The sequence below is a fragment of the Syntrophobotulus glycolicus DSM 8271 genome (genome assembly GCF_000190635.1).
Taxonomy (GTDB): domain Bacteria; phylum Bacillota; class Desulfitobacteriia; order Desulfitobacteriales; family Syntrophobotulaceae; genus Syntrophobotulus; species Syntrophobotulus glycolicus.
On the sequence record NC_015172.1, the window covers coordinates 2878334 to 2895208 of the forward strand.

A 16875-nucleotide genomic window follows, 5' to 3' on the forward strand; every position below is an offset into this window, starting at 1 on the left:
CTTTTCTAAGGGAATTTTTATCTTAGAACTTCAAATCTTTCATCCGGACAATTGCGGTCGTACTCGTCAATAAACATGTTGGCTATCATGGTCACCAGATTAATGGCACCTTGATATCCGATGATCGGCTGCCTGTGCAAGTGGACACGGTCTGTCAGGAAAAAACCTATTCTGGCCAAAGGTATTTTGGCATCTTTGGCTAACCGTTTGCCGTGAGAATCTCCAATCAACATATCTACCGGATCAGTCATCAGCAGTGAGCGCAAATGCCAGAGATCCTTACCAAGGTATACTTTGCCTTCTGTCCCAAATGGGCTGGACGCCAGCAAACGATCCATTTCCTTGTGAAAAGTTTCATTGCCGTTCGTACATACAATATGAACCGGTATCCCTCCCATTTCCAGCAGGAATCCAACCACACCCAGTAATAAATCCGGATCGCCGTATAAAGCAAACCGTTTGCCATGGATATACTGGTGAGCATCCGTGGCGGCATCGACAGCTCTGCCTCTCTCGGCCTCCAGTTCGGCCGGGATTGATTTGCCTGTCATCTTGTGCAGAGTCATCAGAAATTCATCCGTATTCCTAATCCCAACCGGCATGGTCACTGCTTCACTGTTAATCTTTTGTACATTTTTCACAAATTTCTGGGTTCCCGCAGTTGAATATTTCTGGGTAAACAGGAAAGCAGAAGCATTGAGGGCATCAGCCAATTCAGCCATAGGCGTACCTGGCTGGTACATTTTGTATTCGCCGGTATTGGGAGAATCCAGGGCTTCGGTCGGATCAGGCAGCATGGTCATATAGATGCCCATCGCGGTAATCATTCGTTTGTATTCTCTCAGGTTCCCCGGATAGAGGTCAAATCCGGGAACGACATACAATCTTCCGTTGGTCCATTTTCCCTGTCTGGTATCTGCCAGGGACTGAAGAAGCCCTTTCAGCATATTGTCATAACCAATAATATGGGAACCTACGAAACTGGGCGTATTGCCATAAGCAATCGGAAAATCTTCCGGAACAGCCCCTTGGGTACGGGCATTGGCAATAAATGATTTCATATCATCCCCGATGACCTCCGCCATACAGCTGGAAAACATAGCGATAATAGAGGGTTTGTAGGTTGCAATCGCATTTCTCAGTCCTTCAACCAGATTGGCCTGACCTCCAAATACTGCCGCATCTTCAGTCATGGAATCTGATACGAGAGGAATAGGCTCCCTGGTATGCCTGGATAAACAGGCCCTAAAGTAAGCAGCACAACCCTGAGACCCGTGGACAAAAGGCAGACAGCCGTCAACGCCCAATGCACAAAGCATCGCTCCGTAAGGCTGGCACGCCTTGGATGGATTAATCACCAATGCCTCACGGGCAAAATTTTTCTCTTTATACTCTTCTGTTGCCATCCAATCCAGGATTTCATTGGCATAGCTGTTTTCTTGGCATGTTGTTTGTTTGCAGTTGTCCTTGCTCATCCGCGCACCTCCTTGTCTATTTTCCAAGGTGCTTTTGTCAAGCTCCAGGTCGGACTGCTGATCGCGATATCCATATCGCGGGCAAAAATGGGGAATCCTTCAAAACCATGGTAGGGGCCGGAATAATCCCAGGAATGCATTTGCCGGAAAGGAATCCCTTGCTTCTGGAAAACGTATTTTTCTTTGACTCCTGAACCGACCAGATCCGGTCTTAACCGGTTAACAAACTGATCCAGCTCATGTTCTGTCGCATCATCGTAAATAATTGTCTGATTCTGCATTTCCGGGAAAGTACGGTCATAGTCATCCTTGTGCGCAAATTCATAACCTGTTCCGATAACCTCCATCCCCAAATCTTCATATGCTCCGATCACGTGGCGGGGACGAAGTCCACCGATAAACAACATTACTTTTTTACCTTCGAGGCGGGGACGGTACTGATCAATGACTTTCTGCATGATCGGCTCATACTTGGCAATAACTTCTTCGCCTTTCTTCTGAATCGTTTCATCAAACTGGGCGGCAATTTTACGGATCGATTCTTTGATTTTACTCGGACCAAAGAAGTTAAACTCCAGCCAGGGAATCCCATAGGTCTCTTCCATATGCTTGCAAATATAGTTCATACTGCGGTAGCAGTGAATCAGATTCAACTTGACTTGGTGGGCGGCCATCATTCCTTCAACGGTTCCATCCCCGGTCCAGACATTCCGGACTCTTAAGCCCATTTCTTCAAGAATTTTTTTGGAAGACCACACATCTCCGCCAATGTTATAGTCCCCGATAAGGGAAATATCATATGGTCCGACTTCTTCCGGACGCTCCTTTTTGCCCAATAAATAATCCCGGACGGCATCATTGGCAATATGGTGTCCTAAGGACTGACTGATTCCGCGAAACCCTTCGCAGCGTACAGGTACGATTGGGACCTCGAGCTCCTTGTTCATTCTCTTGGCGACACTTTCAATATCGTCACCAATCAGACCAACCGGGCACTCCGAGCAGATGGAAAATCCTTTGACGCTGGGGAACAGTTCCTTGGCTTCACGCAGAACCTTCTCCAGCTTTTTATCTCCCCCATAAACAATGTTGCTCTCGGAAAAATCCGATGTAAACATCATCGGGGAAAAGCTTTCCACCCCTACAACACCCCTGGTCAGATTGCGCCTTGCTCCCCAGGAATAATAACCGCAGCCGATCGGTCCGTGGGAAATATGAATCATATCTTTAATCGGTCCCCAGACGACACCTTTTGCTCCGGCATAAGCACAACCACGCGCAGTCATCAGCCCTGGGACACACTTAATATTGGATTTGATGGCACAGGTTGAACCCTCATCTTTTATGGCAATATGCTTGGCCCTTAATTTCCTTGCTTTCTCCGGATAGACAGATAACACATCTTCAACCATCTCTTCAGTTGGTCTTTCACTTACGATGTTTCTTTTTGCTTCCACCGGGTTCACCTCCTCGTATTACGTTTAAGCAATCTTCCAGACAGCCTTCTCCTGCTGTTATCTCAAGCATACTCAGCCCAGCCTGGCAGCTGCCGTTTCTTCATCCTCAATGATCCCGAACTCCATAAGCAGTTCTTCAAGCTCATCCATGGTCAAAGGAGTCGGAATAACCAGCTTTTTGTTTTCGTCGATTTTCTTGGCCAAAGCCCGGTATTCATCAGCCTGCTTATGCTGATCATTGTATTGAATCACTGTCTGGCGGCGGAGCTCTGCACGCTGAACCTCATTATCACGAGGCAGGAAATGAATCATCTGGGTGCCCAGCTTATGAGCCAGAGCATCAATCAGCTCATATTCTTTGTCTGTATTACGGCTGTTGCAGATAAGACCGGCTAAACGCACTCCACCATTCGTGGCATACTTCAGAATACCTTTAGAAATATTATTGGCCGCATACATCGCCATCATTTCCCCTGAGCAAACAATATAAATTTCCTGGGCCTTGTTCTCACGGATTGGCATTGCAAAGCCTCCGCATACAACGTCCCCCAGAACATCATAGAAAACATAATCCAAGTCAGGTGTATAAGCTCCCTGTTCCTCCAGGAAGTTAATTGCGGTAATTACTCCGCGCCCCGCACAGCCTACCCCTGGTTCCGGGCCGCCGGATTCCGCGCAGCGAACATCACCGTATCCTGTAAACAAAACGTCATCCAGTTCCAGATCCTCTACCGTACCTCTTTCTCTTGCTAAATCCATAACTGTTGTCTGAGCTTTAATATTAAGAATCAGTCTCGTAGAGTCCGCCTTCGGGTCGCAGCCTACAATCATAATCTTTTTTCCCATTTCGGCCAGTGCTGCCACAGTATTTTGGGTGGTTGTTGATTTGCCGATTCCACCTTTTCCATATATCGCAATCTGTCTCATTTTTTTTGCTCCTCTCTCAACCAATCTCAATAATTCTTTCTGTTTTTCCTTATGAAATAGCACGGGGACCGTTTTCTCCCGTCCTCACCCGAACTACCTCCTCTAAGGGACAAATAAATAGTTTACCGTCTCCGATATGCCCTGTCTGGTTTACTTTAATTAAGGCATTTACGGCCTTTTCAACTTCATCATCCTGGACCGCCAAGGTCAGCATTCTTTTGGGAACCCATTTCATAAAGGAGTCTCCGGCGGGGGTTTCACTTTTTAATAATGGCCGGAGTTGAGGATCAACCTCCGCTGCCCAGCCTCCCATTCCTTTCTGTTTGCCATGCCCCTCAACACTTTGAATCGTCAGGGCATTGAATCCAGCCTCTTCCAAAGCCTTTTTGGAAGCTGGAACCTGATGGCGTCTTACAATAGCAATAATTTCTTTCATCTGCCACCACTCCTTTACAGACCAGATTCGCCGGTTCTTACCGTATAGGCGGCATCCACTGACGAGATAAAGATTTTCCCGTCACCGATATTGCCGGTCTTCCCGGATTCAATAATCACGTCAACAGCTTTTTCAACCGTCTCATCAGAAACAACAATAAGCAGCATCACTTTTGGGAACTCATCGTAGCGGATATCCCCAATCTGCAGCCCTTTGGTTTTTCCGCGACCGAACACATGCATTTTCGTCATGGAAATGATTCCGGCATCAGCTAATTTTTCAGCGATAGATTCGCTTTTTTCCGGCCGGACAATAGCTCTGATCATTTTCATCATGAATTTCTCCTTTTCTTCTTTTGCACAAACCAATCCACTTTTTGCCCGAACTAAAACAGTCAATGCTTCGACTTTTTTTGGCATAAAAACATTTTTTCACTAGGATGTTTGGCTTTCTCTTTTTTTCAGCCTGTCTCATTTTTTCCTACTTAAATTGCAAAAGACGCTTTTCTGTTAACCGGTACAACCAGTTAAAAAAAAGCATCTTTGCTTAAACGAAACCTCAATTTAAACCTATGCCATAGAAATCGACCTGGGTTATCCTTAAAAATAATCACCTCCCGGAAAAACAAAATAGCGCTTTATGCTTAAAGCATAAAGCGCCGCTGCTTTGAAAACCATTCCAATGCCTTTAGTATAAATACTAAGTTTTAAAAAAACAATAGCCTTTTTAAAAAATTATGTATACTTTTTTTATGTTAACCTGTCCTCCGCTGTAATTCGCTAAAAAAATAGGCCGGCAAAGCAAACGTTACTCCTGCCGGCCCTCTATATAAAAAATGAGACAGCTGGTTTAAGATTTGATCTCTTAACTGTAATTCCTCACCTTATTTTCTCTTTTCATTTTTGATAATCGTTATAAATAGACTGCTTATTCTACACCGATTTATCATTCAGACGTTTGACGCTCATCCGTTAAAAACATGTGCTCAGCATCAATGGGATTTTCTTTGGCTGTCAGGTTTTCCGGACTAATGCAGTAAACAGCCGCGGCTTTATGATCAAGCCCTGAACGGTAATGATCTACAAAGCTCTTGGAAAGAGGAGCTTTGAAAAAACCAGGCAAAAATTTCTCTAGAAATTGCTTTAGCGCCAGCGTTTTTTCTTCTAAATCCTGAACGAGAACGGCTTCGCCGAAAATGACGACACTAAAATAAGCTGTATCACATTTAGCCGGCACAGGATCGGCCACAGTGCCAAATTCCTCGAATACAGTAAAACAAACAACCGGATTGGCCGCAAGGACATCATTCTTTTTACCGCTGCCCATACCATGAATATAGATTTTTCCGTTCCAATAAACATAATTGACAGGCAAAGCGTAAGGCTTGCCTTTCTGATCGCACATACTTAGCGTCCCTACTCTTTTTTCAGCCAAAAACCGGTCAATTTTTTCTTGATCATCACAAATTCTTTGGGTGTATCTGATTTGTTCCATTCGCTCACCCCTGTTCTATAAAATAAGCTTCAAGGCGATTAAGAAAATCTTCCATCAATGAATTGGCTGTTTTTAAAAGGCTCATTCCGGATTTGATCTGCTCTTCGTTCTGCATGTAGGTACCGCCTGTCATTTCACCGGCACAATGATCGATCAGTGCCAAAATACTGTTTTCGGTACTCTCCAAATGAAACTGCAAACCGATAACACGCTCTTTATACATGAATGCCTGATGCTTACAGGCCTGGCTGCCGGCAATGCATACTGCTCCTTCACCAAGTGTGCTGAAGGTATCATTGTGCCATTGGAAGGCATAGAATGTTTCCGGGAAATCTTTAAAAAGAGGTGATTTCAATGCCTGGGCATTAACGGTCACAGGCAGCCAGCCGATTTCACCCTCCGGATTTTTCGTCACTTTTCCGCCTAAAACATCGGTAATGAGCTGGGCTCCCAGGCAGATGCCCAATACCACTTTTCCCTGATCTATGGCTTCTTTAATGAATTTCTTTTCATATTTGAGCCAAGAGTACTTTTTTTCTTCGTAAATATTCATCGGCCCCCCCATAATGACCAGCCAATCAAATTGATCCATAGATGGAACGGCTTCATTATTGTATAAATGGGTCCCGGTCAGGCTATGTCCTTTTTCATTCGCCCAGTAAACAATGCCTGCAGGATTTTCAAAAGGCACATGCTGTAAATAATGAATTCTCATATTAACCTCTCTTTGTCGGATCAATCAGTTTCTGAATCTGATCACACATGGAAAGAACCCTGGTCGAATCAGATAACTCAGGAGTCCCATGATAATAATTTTCCAGTGAACAAATGCCAAAGATGAAATCCAGGGACCTTATCTCCTGATTTAATTCCAAAGGAACCTCAATAACAGTTTCTACCGCATCCATGAGACAGGTATAATTGTGATTCCCCGGATCAACACCATGTAAATAGCACAGAGCGATCAGATAGTTTTCCAGTGCAACGGAAGCTACATTGAAGACCACACTGAAATGCTGTCCTCCACTTAAGAACTGCTGTGCCCTGTGATGATACATCCTGGCACTGCGATAGCTTTCTTCAAACTCTTCCAGATCCGGTTTAACCGCCATCATATCCGCACCTTCTTCTCAGGGATTCTGCCAGAGCCTGGTTACAACAGGATCTGACAGAATCCTATAAAATACCAACCAAATCCTGAAACTCAAGACCCATAATGATGATTATCCTTCAGATCTGGTTTACCAAACATTAAGAATCCATTCCTTGTTTTTCTTATACTCCATATCGGTAAACAATGTATTGGCCATCGCTTCGGCCAGCCACATCGCTCCGGCATATCCGACAATAGGGTAACGGTATAAGCCCGCCCGGTCATAAGTGGGGAACCCAACCCGCAGCATGGGGATATTGTAATCAATGGAGATGAACCGTCCTTTAGAATGACCCAAAATCAGATCAAGCTCAAGTCCTTCGTTCTTGATCCGGTTCTCCAGTTCCCAGAGATCCGCATTCATAATAATTTCCATGTCATAATCGACATTTTCCTGAAGGGCTTTGATCCGAGGGTCGTTTGCATAGGACTTGTTGTCATCACCTAACAGCAGCAGTACGGGCTTCATCTCCAAATCAAGGCAGAATTCCGCAAGGCCGATGACCAGGTCGGCGCTTCCATAAATGGCAACCTTTTTGTCGGCGAGAAACAGGTGGGTCACATCGGTCAGGGCATCGAGGGCGATCCCTCTCTTTTGGACAAGCGACTGGGGAATTGGCTTGCCGGTTAACTTTTTCACATTGTGCAGGAAAGTATCTGTGTTGCGGATACCGATGGGGGCTGGTCCGATGATTGCCGGAATCCCAAATTCCCCCTCAAGAAATTCAGCAGTTTGGCCGCCTTCATATCTGTTCAGGGCGATTGTGCCCAGGGCGTTGGCCGTATCCTTCAGATCCTCAATTGTCGTACTGCCGTGGGAGACCCAGTTTCCGTCAGGCATCAGAGGAGAATCGAAGGTTTCAATTTCAAATAGCACGGTGGCATCAACCTGCATTTCCGCCAGCAGCTGCTTGAGCTCCGTCACATCCCCGGGATTGGCCCATCCGGTAATCAGATTGAGTTTCCCATTTGGTTCTCCTTTTTGGGCAAAGTAACTGACAAAATCCTTGACCGCCACATCATAGCCGCTGATCATGCTCCCCTTAAAGCTGGGGGTATGGACCGGGATCAGATAAACCTCCCGACCGGGATATTTTTCTGTTAACAGCCCTTCATTCAGTTTACGGACAACACCGTCGACATCATCACCGATGACTTCCGTGCAGCAGGTTGTAATGATCGGTACGACTTTGACATGAGGATACCGCATCAACAGTACATCCACCGCTTCTTCAACGCGATTGAGTGCCCCAAATACCGCACCATCTTCGTGCACGGAGGAAGAGGCAAGCTCGAAGCTCTCCTTAAAATGCTGGGAGAACAGCAAGCGAACGAACATCACACATCCTTGTCCTCCATGGACAATTCCTATACAGTCCTTTATCCCGATGCTGGCATACTGGGCGCCGCAGGGCTGGCATGTAAATATCGGATTGATGACACCGGCACGTTCTTTTTCTTTTAATTCACAAGACATAGCACCTTTCTCCTTTTCTGTTTATTGCCCCGCACCTGTGTAATAGCAATAGCACAGTCTTTTGCTTTTAATAGAGCGGGACCGTCAGTTCTTCATTCAACGACCCGGTAATGGTTAAATAGTCCATACGCTCTTTCACAGCCTGCATAAGCAGTTTTATTTCCGCTTTATCCATGGCAGCCAGCCAGGGGTACCGGCTTTGATAACTTTCCGCCAAACATACGGCATCCACCCAATAGCACCTGTCGGCCGGATTTTCCTTTTCAACGGGCTCATCACACAAAATCTGCATGGTTTTGGTCAGGATTCCTTCATTTTGCTTTTCTCTGTCCCAGGCCCGGGAATGAAACTGCCACAGGCAATTTTTCATAATATAATCTACCAGCTGCTCAACCTGATCCTTTAACACATCTTCCATCATATCCACCTCCGTCATCCGGCACTTGAAAGCTGTTTTGGCGGGAAATCCGGATAAGTTTTGTCCCGCAACGGGGAAATAACATCATATTTGCCCGTATATTCTCTCAATTCAGTTGAAGAAGTTACTTCCTCGCTCAAATTGGCGTCGGACAGCATCCTCTGAGTTACAAATCCTTTGTCTGCCGGGATTTCATCCTTACTGATGTCCAAGTAGGCAAGCTGATGAATCGGGGAATAAATCGCATTGTAGACATCACGGGCAAACCTGACCCAGCCCTCAAATCCTTTCCAGGGACCGTTGTGATAAGCATGGGCGTTGAGATAAGGAACGCGAATCTTTTTGGCGACCTCACCCGGTCGTTTACCGGTAAAAATAACGTCCGGCTTCAGGTTCTCCATCGCTTCCAAGCCCTCGAGCTCGTTGGGGTCATCAATCGCCAGGGCCCCTTCCTCACACCGGGCAATTCCTTTCTCCATATCTCCCTGGTGGCCGAATTTCGTATAAACCGAAACAACATCGACTCCCATTTCCGCATGAATAACGTGCGCCCAGTGCCAAAGCTTCGATCCGCCAGGCCAGAGGCAAACTTTTTTCCCCTGCAGGCGTTCCTTGTACCAGTCCAGCTCCGGCTTCCAGCGGGCTGTTTCTTCATCAATAATCGCCTGAGCCCTGTCTTCAATTCCGAAGAACAAGCCCACCTTTCTCAGGGACGCCGATAATGGTTCAAAGCCAAAGCCATCGATATCCAGACGGGGGGTCCCATATTTTGTTCTGAGTTCGTTGCAGATATATTCAGCGGAACGCGCACATTCCAGCACGTTAAGGTTTGCCCGGTGCATTGCCCTCAGGTCGTCGTAGGAGCCGTTGCCCGTAAAGGTGGAAAGGACCTGAATGCCCATCCTCTTGAAATAGTCCTGCATAACCTCCTGATCCCCTTGAATGTTATACTCCCCGACATAATTGATCACATAGTCACTGGTAATTTCTGGTTCAACGGTCCCGACTTTCTGCTTGATCCAGGCAATATTGATTTTGTGATGTCCCCCTGACTGGCTCGGTCCCCCAAATCCCGGAGAATTGCAGACAAAGATATCAACATCAGGCAGCTCATCCATTACCTCTTGGGCAACCGCATTCATATCATCTCCGATCAAGGCCGAGGCACAGGTTTGGTAGATGGTCATCCGTTTAATCTTGGGGAATGCCTTAAAGGCCTCAATAATGTTCTGCTTGAGCAGTTTTTCAGCGCCAAAGACAATATGCTTTTCCTTCATATCCGACGCATAGGTGTATTTCAGCTGGAAGTTATCGTTATCACTGATATAGCGTTTGGTTTGCCAGGTATCGTAGGTGCATCCGACCGGTCCATGACTGAGATGGATCACATCCTTCATGGGTGTCCCAATAACATGCTTTGCTCCGCAATACGCGCAGCCGCGTTCGGAAATTGTTCCTGGGATGGTGTTGAGATATCCCAAGGGAAGGGCATCTGTCAACGTTTCCCCGGGGCCTTTGATTACCGCATGCTTTTTCCTCTCAGGAATACACTTGCTGCAGTCAAACTCATGATATGGCATGATTTTTTCCTCCTTTACTTAATCGCCGTTTCACCGGTTTCACCGGTCCGGACCCGTACAGCCTCATCAACAGGACAGATAAAAATTCTGCCGTCACCGATCTGGTCTGTTTGATTCACCTTAATGATTGCTTCAACAACCGTATCCACATCTTCATCACAAACAACGATGGAAAAAAGGCGTTTGGGAATATACTCCATATACTTTCTGCCGGCCTGTTTACCTTGCTCCATCAGGTTAGGACGGACATCGATATTGAGCTCGGCTGCAATACCCCGTTGTTTGCCCCGCCCGAGTACCGAAGTTGCCGTTATGCTGGGAAACCCGATTTCTTCAAGTACTTCCTTGGTCGGCTCAATTTTTTTCGGGCGGATGATTGCCAGTATTTCTTTCAACGCTACACCCCCTTAAAGGCCTTTGATGCCGGTACGTATGGTATACGCATCGTCAACTGAAGTGACAAAAACCTTGCCGTCGCCATAATTCCCTGTGTAAGCTTTATATTTGATAATTTTAAGCACTTCTTCTACAGATTCGTCTTCCACCACCAGCATAATCATGGTTTTCGGAAGCTCATCATAGTGGGTTGTTCCAAAGGTGATTCCTTTTTGTTTGCCCCGGCCAAAGACATTTATTTTTGTCAGTGAGAAAAAACCACCTTCCGTAAGCCCTTCCGTCACTGCGTCTGAACTCTCCGGACGTACTATCGCTCTGATCATTTTCATCTTTTTATTCCCCTTATTCTTTTTTTCATTAGATGTCAGACTAATCAGCTATACCATATTTGACAACCATAGCCTCCAGTTCATCCATTTTGAGAGGTTGAGGAATAACAAAATCCTTATTTTCGATAATTTTCCGGGCCAGTTCCCCGTATTCTTTGGCTTGGTTGCAATCGGCATCATATTCGACAACCGTCTTTTTATTAAATTCTGCTTTCTGAACAATATTATCCCGGGGCATGAAGTGAATCAGTTTCGTGCCAATGGCACTGGTAAATTCTTCTAGAAACTCTCTTTCCCGGTCTACCTTACGGCTGTTGCAAATAATCCCCCCAAGACGGACACCGCTTTGTTTGGCATATTTCAAAAGGCCTTTGCAAATATTGTTCGCGGCATAGATGGCCATCATCTCACCCGAGGCGACAATATACACTTCCTGCGCTTTACCGTCACGGATCGGCATGGCAAATCCGCCACAGACAACGTCACCAAGCACATCGAAAAAAACAAAATCCAACTCAGGCGTATATGCTCCGTTTTTCTCCATAAGATCAATGGCAGTGATTACACCGCGGCCTGCACATCCTACACCGGGTTCAGGACCGCCTGATTCCACACAGCGGATTCCTTTGTACCCTGTTTTCACAACTTTATCGACGGTAATCTTTTCTTCCCCTTCGTCACGGAGCACATCCATTAATGTTTTTTGATTCATGCCCCCCAGAATAAGGCGGGTGGAATCGGCTTTAGGGTCACAGCCGTGGATAAATACTTTCTGGTCATAAAAGTAGGCCATTGCTCCTGCTGTATTTTGTTGTGTCGTGGATTTTCCAATTCCACCCTTGCCATAGATTGCAATTTTTCTCATCATCATTACTCCTTTTCTTTTTGGATTCAAATTAAGTCCCTATTTTACCGGGATCTTTGTCTGCATCTTGCATCACATCACCAACTTTCAAATATCAGCAATAAAATCTTAATCCAAACAAACAACTCTTTATAAATAAAAAACATCGTGGCCTTTGAGAAATTGATTTCTCAAGAATACCACGATGTATTTCTATTTAACGATATTAGTTTTCCTCAACAACAAAACGAGTGATGCTATTGGTTATTGTTGAAAAAGCACTGCAAGTTTTCCATAACGCATTGAATTGATTTGCTTTATTCCATTCTAGCGGCGATCTTTTGCTATGTCAAGATCATTTCCGTGTATACATTAACGAAACTAATCATAATGGAAAATCAAAGGCTGAAAATCCCCTTGTTGAAGCGGTTTGGTTTTATATTTTGTGTGAAACAGACTATTTATTCATCTGTTTATCTGTCTTTTATCAATTTGTTTCCACTACGTATAGTTATATATTGTTTGGTGAAATCCTGCTGATAAATACCAATATATCGATGAGGCTTGATGCCAATATTGGTTTGCAAACACATGGCAGAATTGTTATATTAAGATTAATTGATATCAATAGATTAGGGAATGGTAAGGTTATGAGTGAAAATCAATCTTTGACTCCTCAAGAAATTGCAGGAATTTTGAAAATTTCCAAGAGCACTGTCTATGAACTGATTAAACGCAAAGAATTAAACTCATATAGGGTTGGAAAGAAATTGCGTGTTGATTCCCTAGATGTTGAGAATTATAAAAATAAAACCAAAGAAATTAAGACGGTGCCATTACAAAGCCCACCCCAGCCCGTCAGTTTTCCTCAGCCATACTTACCTGCCCCCGCCTACCCTTTACTCAAATCTAATTCCTTCGTGATCTGCGGACAGGATGTCGTTCTGGATATTTTATGCCGCTATCTTGACCGCCATCCTAAAGGGGTACGGGCTTTGCGCTCTTATGAAGGCAGTTATAATGGGCTTTATCAATTGTATCGGGGAGAGGTACAGGTGGCTACCGCCCATTTGTGGGACAGCAAATCAGGCGAATATAATGTTCCCTTTGTGGAACGGATGCTTCCCGGGACTCCGGCTGTCGTCATCAGACTTGCTTCCCGGATCCAAGGCTTCTATATTCTCAAAGACAATCCCAAGCGAATCAAAGGCTGGGAAGATTTAAGACGGCCCGACATTTCCATTGTCAACCGCGAAAAAGGCAGCGGTACAAGGATTCTTTTAGACGAACACTTGAAATCGCTGGGCATATACGGAAATTCCATTCAGGGCTATTCACGCGAATGCTTTTCCCACCTCGCTGTAGCCAGTGCCGTTGCCCGCGCGGGGGCCGATCTTGGCCTGGGCAATGAAAAAGGCTGCCAGCAGGTTCAGGGAATTGACTTTATTCCTCTGCAAACAGAGCAATATGATTTGGTCCTTCGCAAAGAGGATCTTTCCAAGCCTGAGTTTGAAGCAATCATTGACATTCTCCTTTCTGAGGAATTTAAAACGGAATTGACCTGGATAGGCGGCTACGATCTTACTGAGCTTGGAAAAATCATCGCTGAAACTTGAGCTGTTTACTCCTAACAATAATATAAAGCAAAAGAAAAAAGCTTACGGCATTTCATTGATTAGACCGTAAGCTTCTCTATATGGATAAAACCAGGACCCTTCGGGAAGTTTACCGTCTTTCCCCGGACTATCTAGGGCAGCCTTCTTTACAGTGAGCCGTTTCTCTAAGCATCCAATGTTTGGTGAACATGAAAATCACCTCCTTGTTAACAAATATATCACAAATTTCCAAAAAATAAAGAGTTGAATTTGTAACTGTTCTAAATAAATTCTCATTGTATAGTTCTTCGTTTGCTCCGGTCCGCCACATTTCATTTTTATGCCCTTTGCACAGGATTTATGTTTCTTGGCTTAAAGGGAAAAAATAGAAGGAGAAAATTCAGTACACATCATTGACAATTTACCTGAACCTCCTTTATACTCAGAATACCCCCTATGGGTATATAAAGTGTAAAGGAGTTGTTCTTAATGCCTTCAGTAAAAAAACTCGTTCACAAGTGGATCTGGACCGTTTTGCTTTCCTTTTGCCTCATCGGTCTGATCTATCCGGTGATCGGTTTGATTGCCATCATCTGTATGTCCGCTCCGATTATCGTCGCCTTATTTAAAGGGAGGATGTGGTGCGGCAGCTTCTGTCCCAGGGGCAGCTTTAATGATACGATTCTGGCAAAATTCAGCCATGGGAAAGCTTTGCCCAGTTTCTTGAAAAGCAGGCTGTTCCGTAATTTGTTTTTTATCCTGCTTATGGGCGCCTTTGCTCTTCAACTTATTCTGGCTTGGGGAAATATCACTCATATTGGTCTGGTATTTGTCCGCATGGTTATCGTCACAACGCTAATCGCTATTGTCTTGGGCATTTCTTTTAATCAAAGAACCTGGTGCAGGATTTGTCCAATGGGAACAATCGCCCGGTATGCCTCTCAGACCACAATTTTAAAAATCAAGCCCCACCACATCACTTTCCAAAAGCAAGGTTGTACGAATTGCAAAATATGTTCTAAAAGCTGTGTCATGGGGATTGATGTCCTAACGTATAAAAACGCGGGAAAAGTCACTGATGCAGACTGTTTGAAATGCAGGGTGTGTGTCGACAGGTGTCCTAAAAAGTCCTTATATATTGCTTGATTCTTCCGGAAGCAGGGAGACGGTCTCTTTTTTCCCACCTGCCGATCATCCAAATCTATGCTATAATTAATGAGTTAATAACAATGATTTACTTTTTATCGGAACCCTTTTGCAACAATGATTTCATCCCATGTTCGAATGGAATTTGCCCCGGAAAGGACAGCGAAAGTGAACAACCTGCTTCAACAAATTGAAAAGAAGGTTTTTGCCGGCCAACGCCTGACTAAGGAAGAAGGACTTGCCTTAATGGAATGCAAAGACCTTCTTTTCCTTGGCCGGCTGGCCCGGGAAATCAAATTGCGCCATAGCGGCCGTAAGATTTTCTTTAATGTTAATTTCCATATCAATTTGACCAATATTTGCGTTTCTGAGTGCCGGTTTTGCGCCTTCGGCGTCCGGAAGGAAAGCGGTAAGGCCTATTTTATGACCTTAGAAGATATCTTGCAAAAGATCGCAAAATCTTTACCGGAAAGCGCAACCGAGCTGCATATTGTCAGCGGACTGCATCCCGACCAGCCTTTTGATTATTACCTTGAAGTTATTGATACTTTGCATAGAAGGTACCCGGGAATTCATCTGAAAGCCTTTACGGCCGTTGAAATTAATTATTTTGCTGAGATCAGCGGGCTTTCGATCCGTGAGGTTCTTCTGAAGCTGAAACATGCCGGGTTAGGTTCCATGCCGGGAGGCGGAGCAGAAGTGTTCAGCCCCCGCATCAGGGGAATGCTCTGTCCCGGGAAGGCTACCGGGGAACGTTGGCTGGAGATCATGGAAACTGCCCACGACCTTGGCATCAGGACGAATGCCACCATGCTTTTTGGTCATTTGGAAACAAATGAGGAAAGAATCGATCATTTGATCAGTCTGCGTGATCTTCAGGATAAAACCGGCGGTTTTCAATCTTTCGTTCCTTTGGCCTTTCATCCGGAAAATACCAGTTTGTCTGAAATTAAACCTGTTTCAGCATATGAAAAGTTGAAAATGATTGCTGTCTCCAGACTCATGCTGGATAATTTTGATCATATTAAAGCTTACTGGGTCATGCTTGGCGTTTCCCTTGCCCAGATTGCCCTTGAATTTGGCGCCGATGATCTGGATGGGACTGTAGTAAAAGAAAAAATTACCCATGCCGCCGGTGCCAAAACGAAAGAAGGGATCAGTATGGACGAATTGCTCGAATTGATTTTCTCTGCGGGATATCTTCCTGTAGAAAGAGATACCTTATATCACGAGCTGAAAATTTTTAGAAAGAGGGACTGCCAATGCTGCCCAGAGTAGGTCATATCCAATTTCTCAACTGTATGCCTTTATATTATGGTCTGGTTAAAAAACATGCCTTGTCCGAGGTTCATCTGATCAAAGGCACTCCTACGGAATTGAACAATATGCTGATTGAGGGACACCTGGATATCAGCCCTATTTCTGCTTTCCAGTACGGCAAACATCATCGGGAGCTTGAACTCCTGCCCGGCCTTTCAGTCAGTTCAGACGGCGAAGTACAAAGCATCTTCCTGATCAGCAAAATCCCCATCAATGAACTTGACGGCAAGAAAATTGCCTTAACGAATACTTCGGCGACCTCTCAAAACCTGATCAAAATCATTTTGCAAGAAAAGTATCATATCGAGCCGGATTATTTTGAATCCCCTCCCCTTTTAAGGAATATGCTTTTGGAAGCCGATGCCGCCTTGCTCATCGGAGACGCGGCAATCGAAGCTTGTTATCATAAACCAAGGGGATTGTTCTTTTATGACCTGGGGGAAGAATGGAAAGCGATGACCGGCCAAAAGATGGTTTACGCCGTCTGGGCGGTCCGGCGGGAATATGCCGGAAATAACCCGGAAGCAGTTACAAAAATCATTGAGGCTTTTAACGAATCTATGGCTTATTCCGTGAAAAACGCTCCGGAAATCGCCGCTGAAATCGCCAAATATGAGAACTATTCCGAAGAATACCTGGTCAATTATTTCCATACTCTGGAGTTTGATTTTACCCCCTGCCACCAGAATGGGTTAGCCACTTTCTTTCAAAAGCTTACCTCTCTTGATTTGCTTTCCGAACTGCCCGAGATCAAGTTTTTCAGCAGTGCTTCATCTTTCAGGGATTAACATTTTTATTGATCAATAAGAATAAATGATTCTTTAGTAA

General features: G+C 44.9%; 18 protein-coding genes. 4 read left to right on the forward strand and 14 right to left on the reverse strand.

Going from position 1 to position 16875, the window contains the following annotated elements; translation table 11 throughout:
* Window positions 1-17: 17 nt before the first annotated feature.
* The 14 genes from nifK to nifH (SGLY_RS14315) all read right to left on the reverse strand — a co-directional run bounded on the left by nifK (window position 18) and on the right by nifH (SGLY_RS14315) (window position 12007).
* Entirely contained in the window at window positions 18-1475 is a 1458-nt protein-coding gene (gene nifK, locus SGLY_RS14250; protein ID WP_013625929.1) for a nitrogenase molybdenum-iron protein subunit beta, read from the reverse strand.
* Entirely contained in the window at window positions 1472-2887 is a 1416-nt protein-coding gene (gene nifD / locus SGLY_RS14255; RefSeq protein WP_041445455.1) for a nitrogenase molybdenum-iron protein alpha chain, read from the reverse strand. The genes nifK and nifD overlap by 4 nt, the downstream gene beginning before the upstream one ends.
* 117 nt (window positions 2888-3004) lie before the next feature.
* Window positions 3005-3859 (reverse strand): nitrogenase iron protein, encoded by an 855-nt coding sequence (nifH, locus tag SGLY_RS14260; protein WP_013625931.1) that lies wholly within the window; start codon window positions 3857-3859, stop codon window positions 3005-3007.
* A gap of 49 nt (window positions 3860-3908) precedes the next feature.
* The gene (locus tag SGLY_RS14265) at window positions 3909-4295 is read right to left on the reverse strand and encodes a P-II family nitrogen regulator (RefSeq protein ID WP_013625932.1); all 387 of its coding nucleotides are present in this window, start codon (window positions 4293-4295) and stop codon (window positions 3909-3911) included.
* A 14-nt stretch (window positions 4296-4309) separates the two neighbouring features.
* Window positions 4310-4627, reverse strand: coding sequence for a P-II family nitrogen regulator (locus SGLY_RS14270; protein ID WP_013625933.1), 318 nt, complete (start codon window positions 4625-4627; stop codon window positions 4310-4312).
* Window positions 4628-5240: 613 nt separating this feature from the next.
* Window positions 5241-5789, reverse strand: coding sequence for a pyridoxamine 5'-phosphate oxidase family protein (locus SGLY_RS14275; RefSeq protein WP_013625935.1), 549 nt, complete (start codon window positions 5787-5789; stop codon window positions 5241-5243).
* A gap of 4 nt (window positions 5790-5793) precedes the next feature.
* On the reverse strand, window positions 5794-6504 hold the full coding sequence (locus SGLY_RS14280) for a type 1 glutamine amidotransferase (protein ID WP_013625936.1): 711 nt from the start codon (window positions 6502-6504) through the stop codon (window positions 5794-5796).
* 1 nt (window position 6505) lies between these two features.
* Window positions 6506-6904 (reverse strand): hypothetical protein, encoded by a 399-nt coding sequence (locus SGLY_RS14285; RefSeq protein ID WP_013625937.1) that lies wholly within the window; start codon window positions 6902-6904, stop codon window positions 6506-6508.
* Between the two features lie 126 nt (window positions 6905-7030).
* Window positions 7031-8419, reverse strand: a complete 1389-nt coding sequence (anfK, locus tag SGLY_RS14290; RefSeq protein WP_013625938.1) for a Fe-only nitrogenase subunit beta — start codon at window positions 8417-8419, stop codon at window positions 7031-7033.
* A 67-nt stretch (window positions 8420-8486) separates the two neighbouring features.
* The gene (anfG, locus tag SGLY_RS14295) at window positions 8487-8837 is read right to left on the reverse strand and encodes a Fe-only nitrogenase subunit delta (protein ID WP_013625939.1); all 351 of its coding nucleotides are present in this window, start codon (window positions 8835-8837) and stop codon (window positions 8487-8489) included.
* 14 nt (window positions 8838-8851) lie between these two features.
* A complete protein-coding gene (gene anfD / locus SGLY_RS14300) occupies window positions 8852-10417 on the reverse strand; it encodes a nitrogenase iron-iron protein, alpha chain (RefSeq protein WP_013625940.1) in 1566 nt (521 codons plus the stop codon).
* A gap of 14 nt (window positions 10418-10431) precedes the next feature.
* Window positions 10432-10812 (reverse strand): P-II family nitrogen regulator, encoded by a 381-nt coding sequence (locus SGLY_RS14305; RefSeq protein WP_013625941.1) that lies wholly within the window; start codon window positions 10810-10812, stop codon window positions 10432-10434.
* A 12-nt stretch (window positions 10813-10824) separates the two neighbouring features.
* Window positions 10825-11142, reverse strand: coding sequence for a P-II family nitrogen regulator (locus SGLY_RS14310; RefSeq protein ID WP_013625942.1), 318 nt, complete (start codon window positions 11140-11142; stop codon window positions 10825-10827).
* Between the two features lie 40 nt (window positions 11143-11182).
* Complete coding sequence (nifH, locus tag SGLY_RS14315) at window positions 11183-12007, reverse strand: nitrogenase iron protein (protein ID WP_013625943.1); 825 nt, start codon at window positions 12005-12007, stop codon at window positions 11183-11185.
* A gap of 629 nt (window positions 12008-12636) precedes the next feature.
* Here nifH (SGLY_RS14315) and SGLY_RS14320 point away from each other — a divergent pair.
* The 4 genes from SGLY_RS14320 to SGLY_RS14335 all read left to right on the forward strand — a co-directional run bounded on the left by SGLY_RS14320 (window position 12637) and on the right by SGLY_RS14335 (window position 16835).
* Window positions 12637-13602 (forward strand): helix-turn-helix transcriptional regulator, encoded by a 966-nt coding sequence (locus tag SGLY_RS14320; RefSeq protein ID WP_041445456.1) that lies wholly within the window; start codon window positions 12637-12639, stop codon window positions 13600-13602.
* 468 nt (window positions 13603-14070) lie between these two features.
* Window positions 14071-14727, forward strand: coding sequence for a 4Fe-4S binding protein (locus SGLY_RS14325; RefSeq protein ID WP_013625945.1), 657 nt, complete (start codon window positions 14071-14073; stop codon window positions 14725-14727).
* 168 nt (window positions 14728-14895) lie between these two features.
* The gene (mqnE, locus tag SGLY_RS14330; protein WP_041445457.1) at window positions 14896-16005 is read left to right on the forward strand and encodes an aminofutalosine synthase MqnE; all 1110 of its coding nucleotides are present in this window, start codon (window positions 14896-14898) and stop codon (window positions 16003-16005) included.
* Complete coding sequence (locus SGLY_RS14335) at window positions 15990-16835, forward strand: menaquinone biosynthetic enzyme MqnA/MqnD family protein (RefSeq protein WP_013625947.1); 846 nt, start codon at window positions 15990-15992, stop codon at window positions 16833-16835. The genes mqnE and SGLY_RS14335 overlap by 16 nt, the downstream gene beginning before the upstream one ends.
* The last annotated feature ends 40 nt before the right edge of the window (window positions 16836-16875 follow it).

Excerpts from the sequence above, each read along its gene's own strand:
- nifK (WP_013625929.1), bottom strand. The coding sequence starts at position 1,475 with ATGAGCAAGGACAACTGCAAACAAACAACATGCCAAGAAAACAGCTAT.
- SGLY_RS14310 (WP_013625942.1), bottom strand. The coding sequence starts at position 11,142 with ATGAAAATGATCAGAGCGATAGTACGTCCGGAGAGTTCAGACGCAGTG.
- nifD (WP_041445455.1), bottom strand. The coding sequence starts at position 2,887 with ATGGTTGAAGATGTGTTATCTGTCTATCCGGAGAAAGCAAGGAAATTA.
- nifH (WP_013625943.1), bottom strand. The coding sequence starts at position 12,007 with ATGAGAAAAATTGCAATCTATGGCAAGGGTGGAATTGGAAAATCCACG.
- SGLY_RS14285 (WP_013625937.1), bottom strand. The coding sequence starts at position 6,904 with ATGATGGCGGTTAAACCGGATCTGGAAGAGTTTGAAGAAAGCTATCGC.
- SGLY_RS14320 (WP_041445456.1), top strand. The coding sequence starts at position 12,637 with ATGAGTGAAAATCAATCTTTGACTCCTCAAGAAATTGCAGGAATTTTG.
- SGLY_RS14325 (WP_013625945.1), top strand. The coding sequence starts at position 14,071 with ATGCCTTCAGTAAAAAAACTCGTTCACAAGTGGATCTGGACCGTTTTG.
- SGLY_RS14270 (WP_013625933.1), bottom strand. The coding sequence starts at position 4,627 with ATGAAAATGATCAGAGCTATTGTCCGGCCGGAAAAAAGCGAATCTATC.
- anfK (WP_013625938.1), bottom strand. The coding sequence starts at position 8,419 with ATGTCTTGTGAATTAAAAGAAAAAGAACGTGCCGGTGTCATCAATCCG.
- SGLY_RS14280 (WP_013625936.1), bottom strand. The coding sequence starts at position 6,504 with ATGAGAATTCATTATTTACAGCATGTGCCTTTTGAAAATCCTGCAGGC.
- SGLY_RS14335 (WP_013625947.1), top strand. The coding sequence starts at position 15,990 with ATGCTGCCCAGAGTAGGTCATATCCAATTTCTCAACTGTATGCCTTTA.
- nifH (WP_013625931.1), bottom strand. The coding sequence starts at position 3,859 with ATGAGACAGATTGCGATATATGGAAAAGGTGGAATCGGCAAATCAACA.
- SGLY_RS14265 (WP_013625932.1), bottom strand. The coding sequence starts at position 4,295 with ATGAAAGAAATTATTGCTATTGTAAGACGCCATCAGGTTCCAGCTTCC.
- anfD (WP_013625940.1), bottom strand. The coding sequence starts at position 10,417 with ATGCCATATCATGAGTTTGACTGCAGCAAGTGTATTCCTGAGAGGAAA.
- anfG (WP_013625939.1), bottom strand. The coding sequence starts at position 8,837 with ATGGAAGATGTGTTAAAGGATCAGGTTGAGCAGCTGGTAGATTATATT.
- SGLY_RS14275 (WP_013625935.1), bottom strand. The coding sequence starts at position 5,789 with ATGGAACAAATCAGATACACCCAAAGAATTTGTGATGATCAAGAAAAA.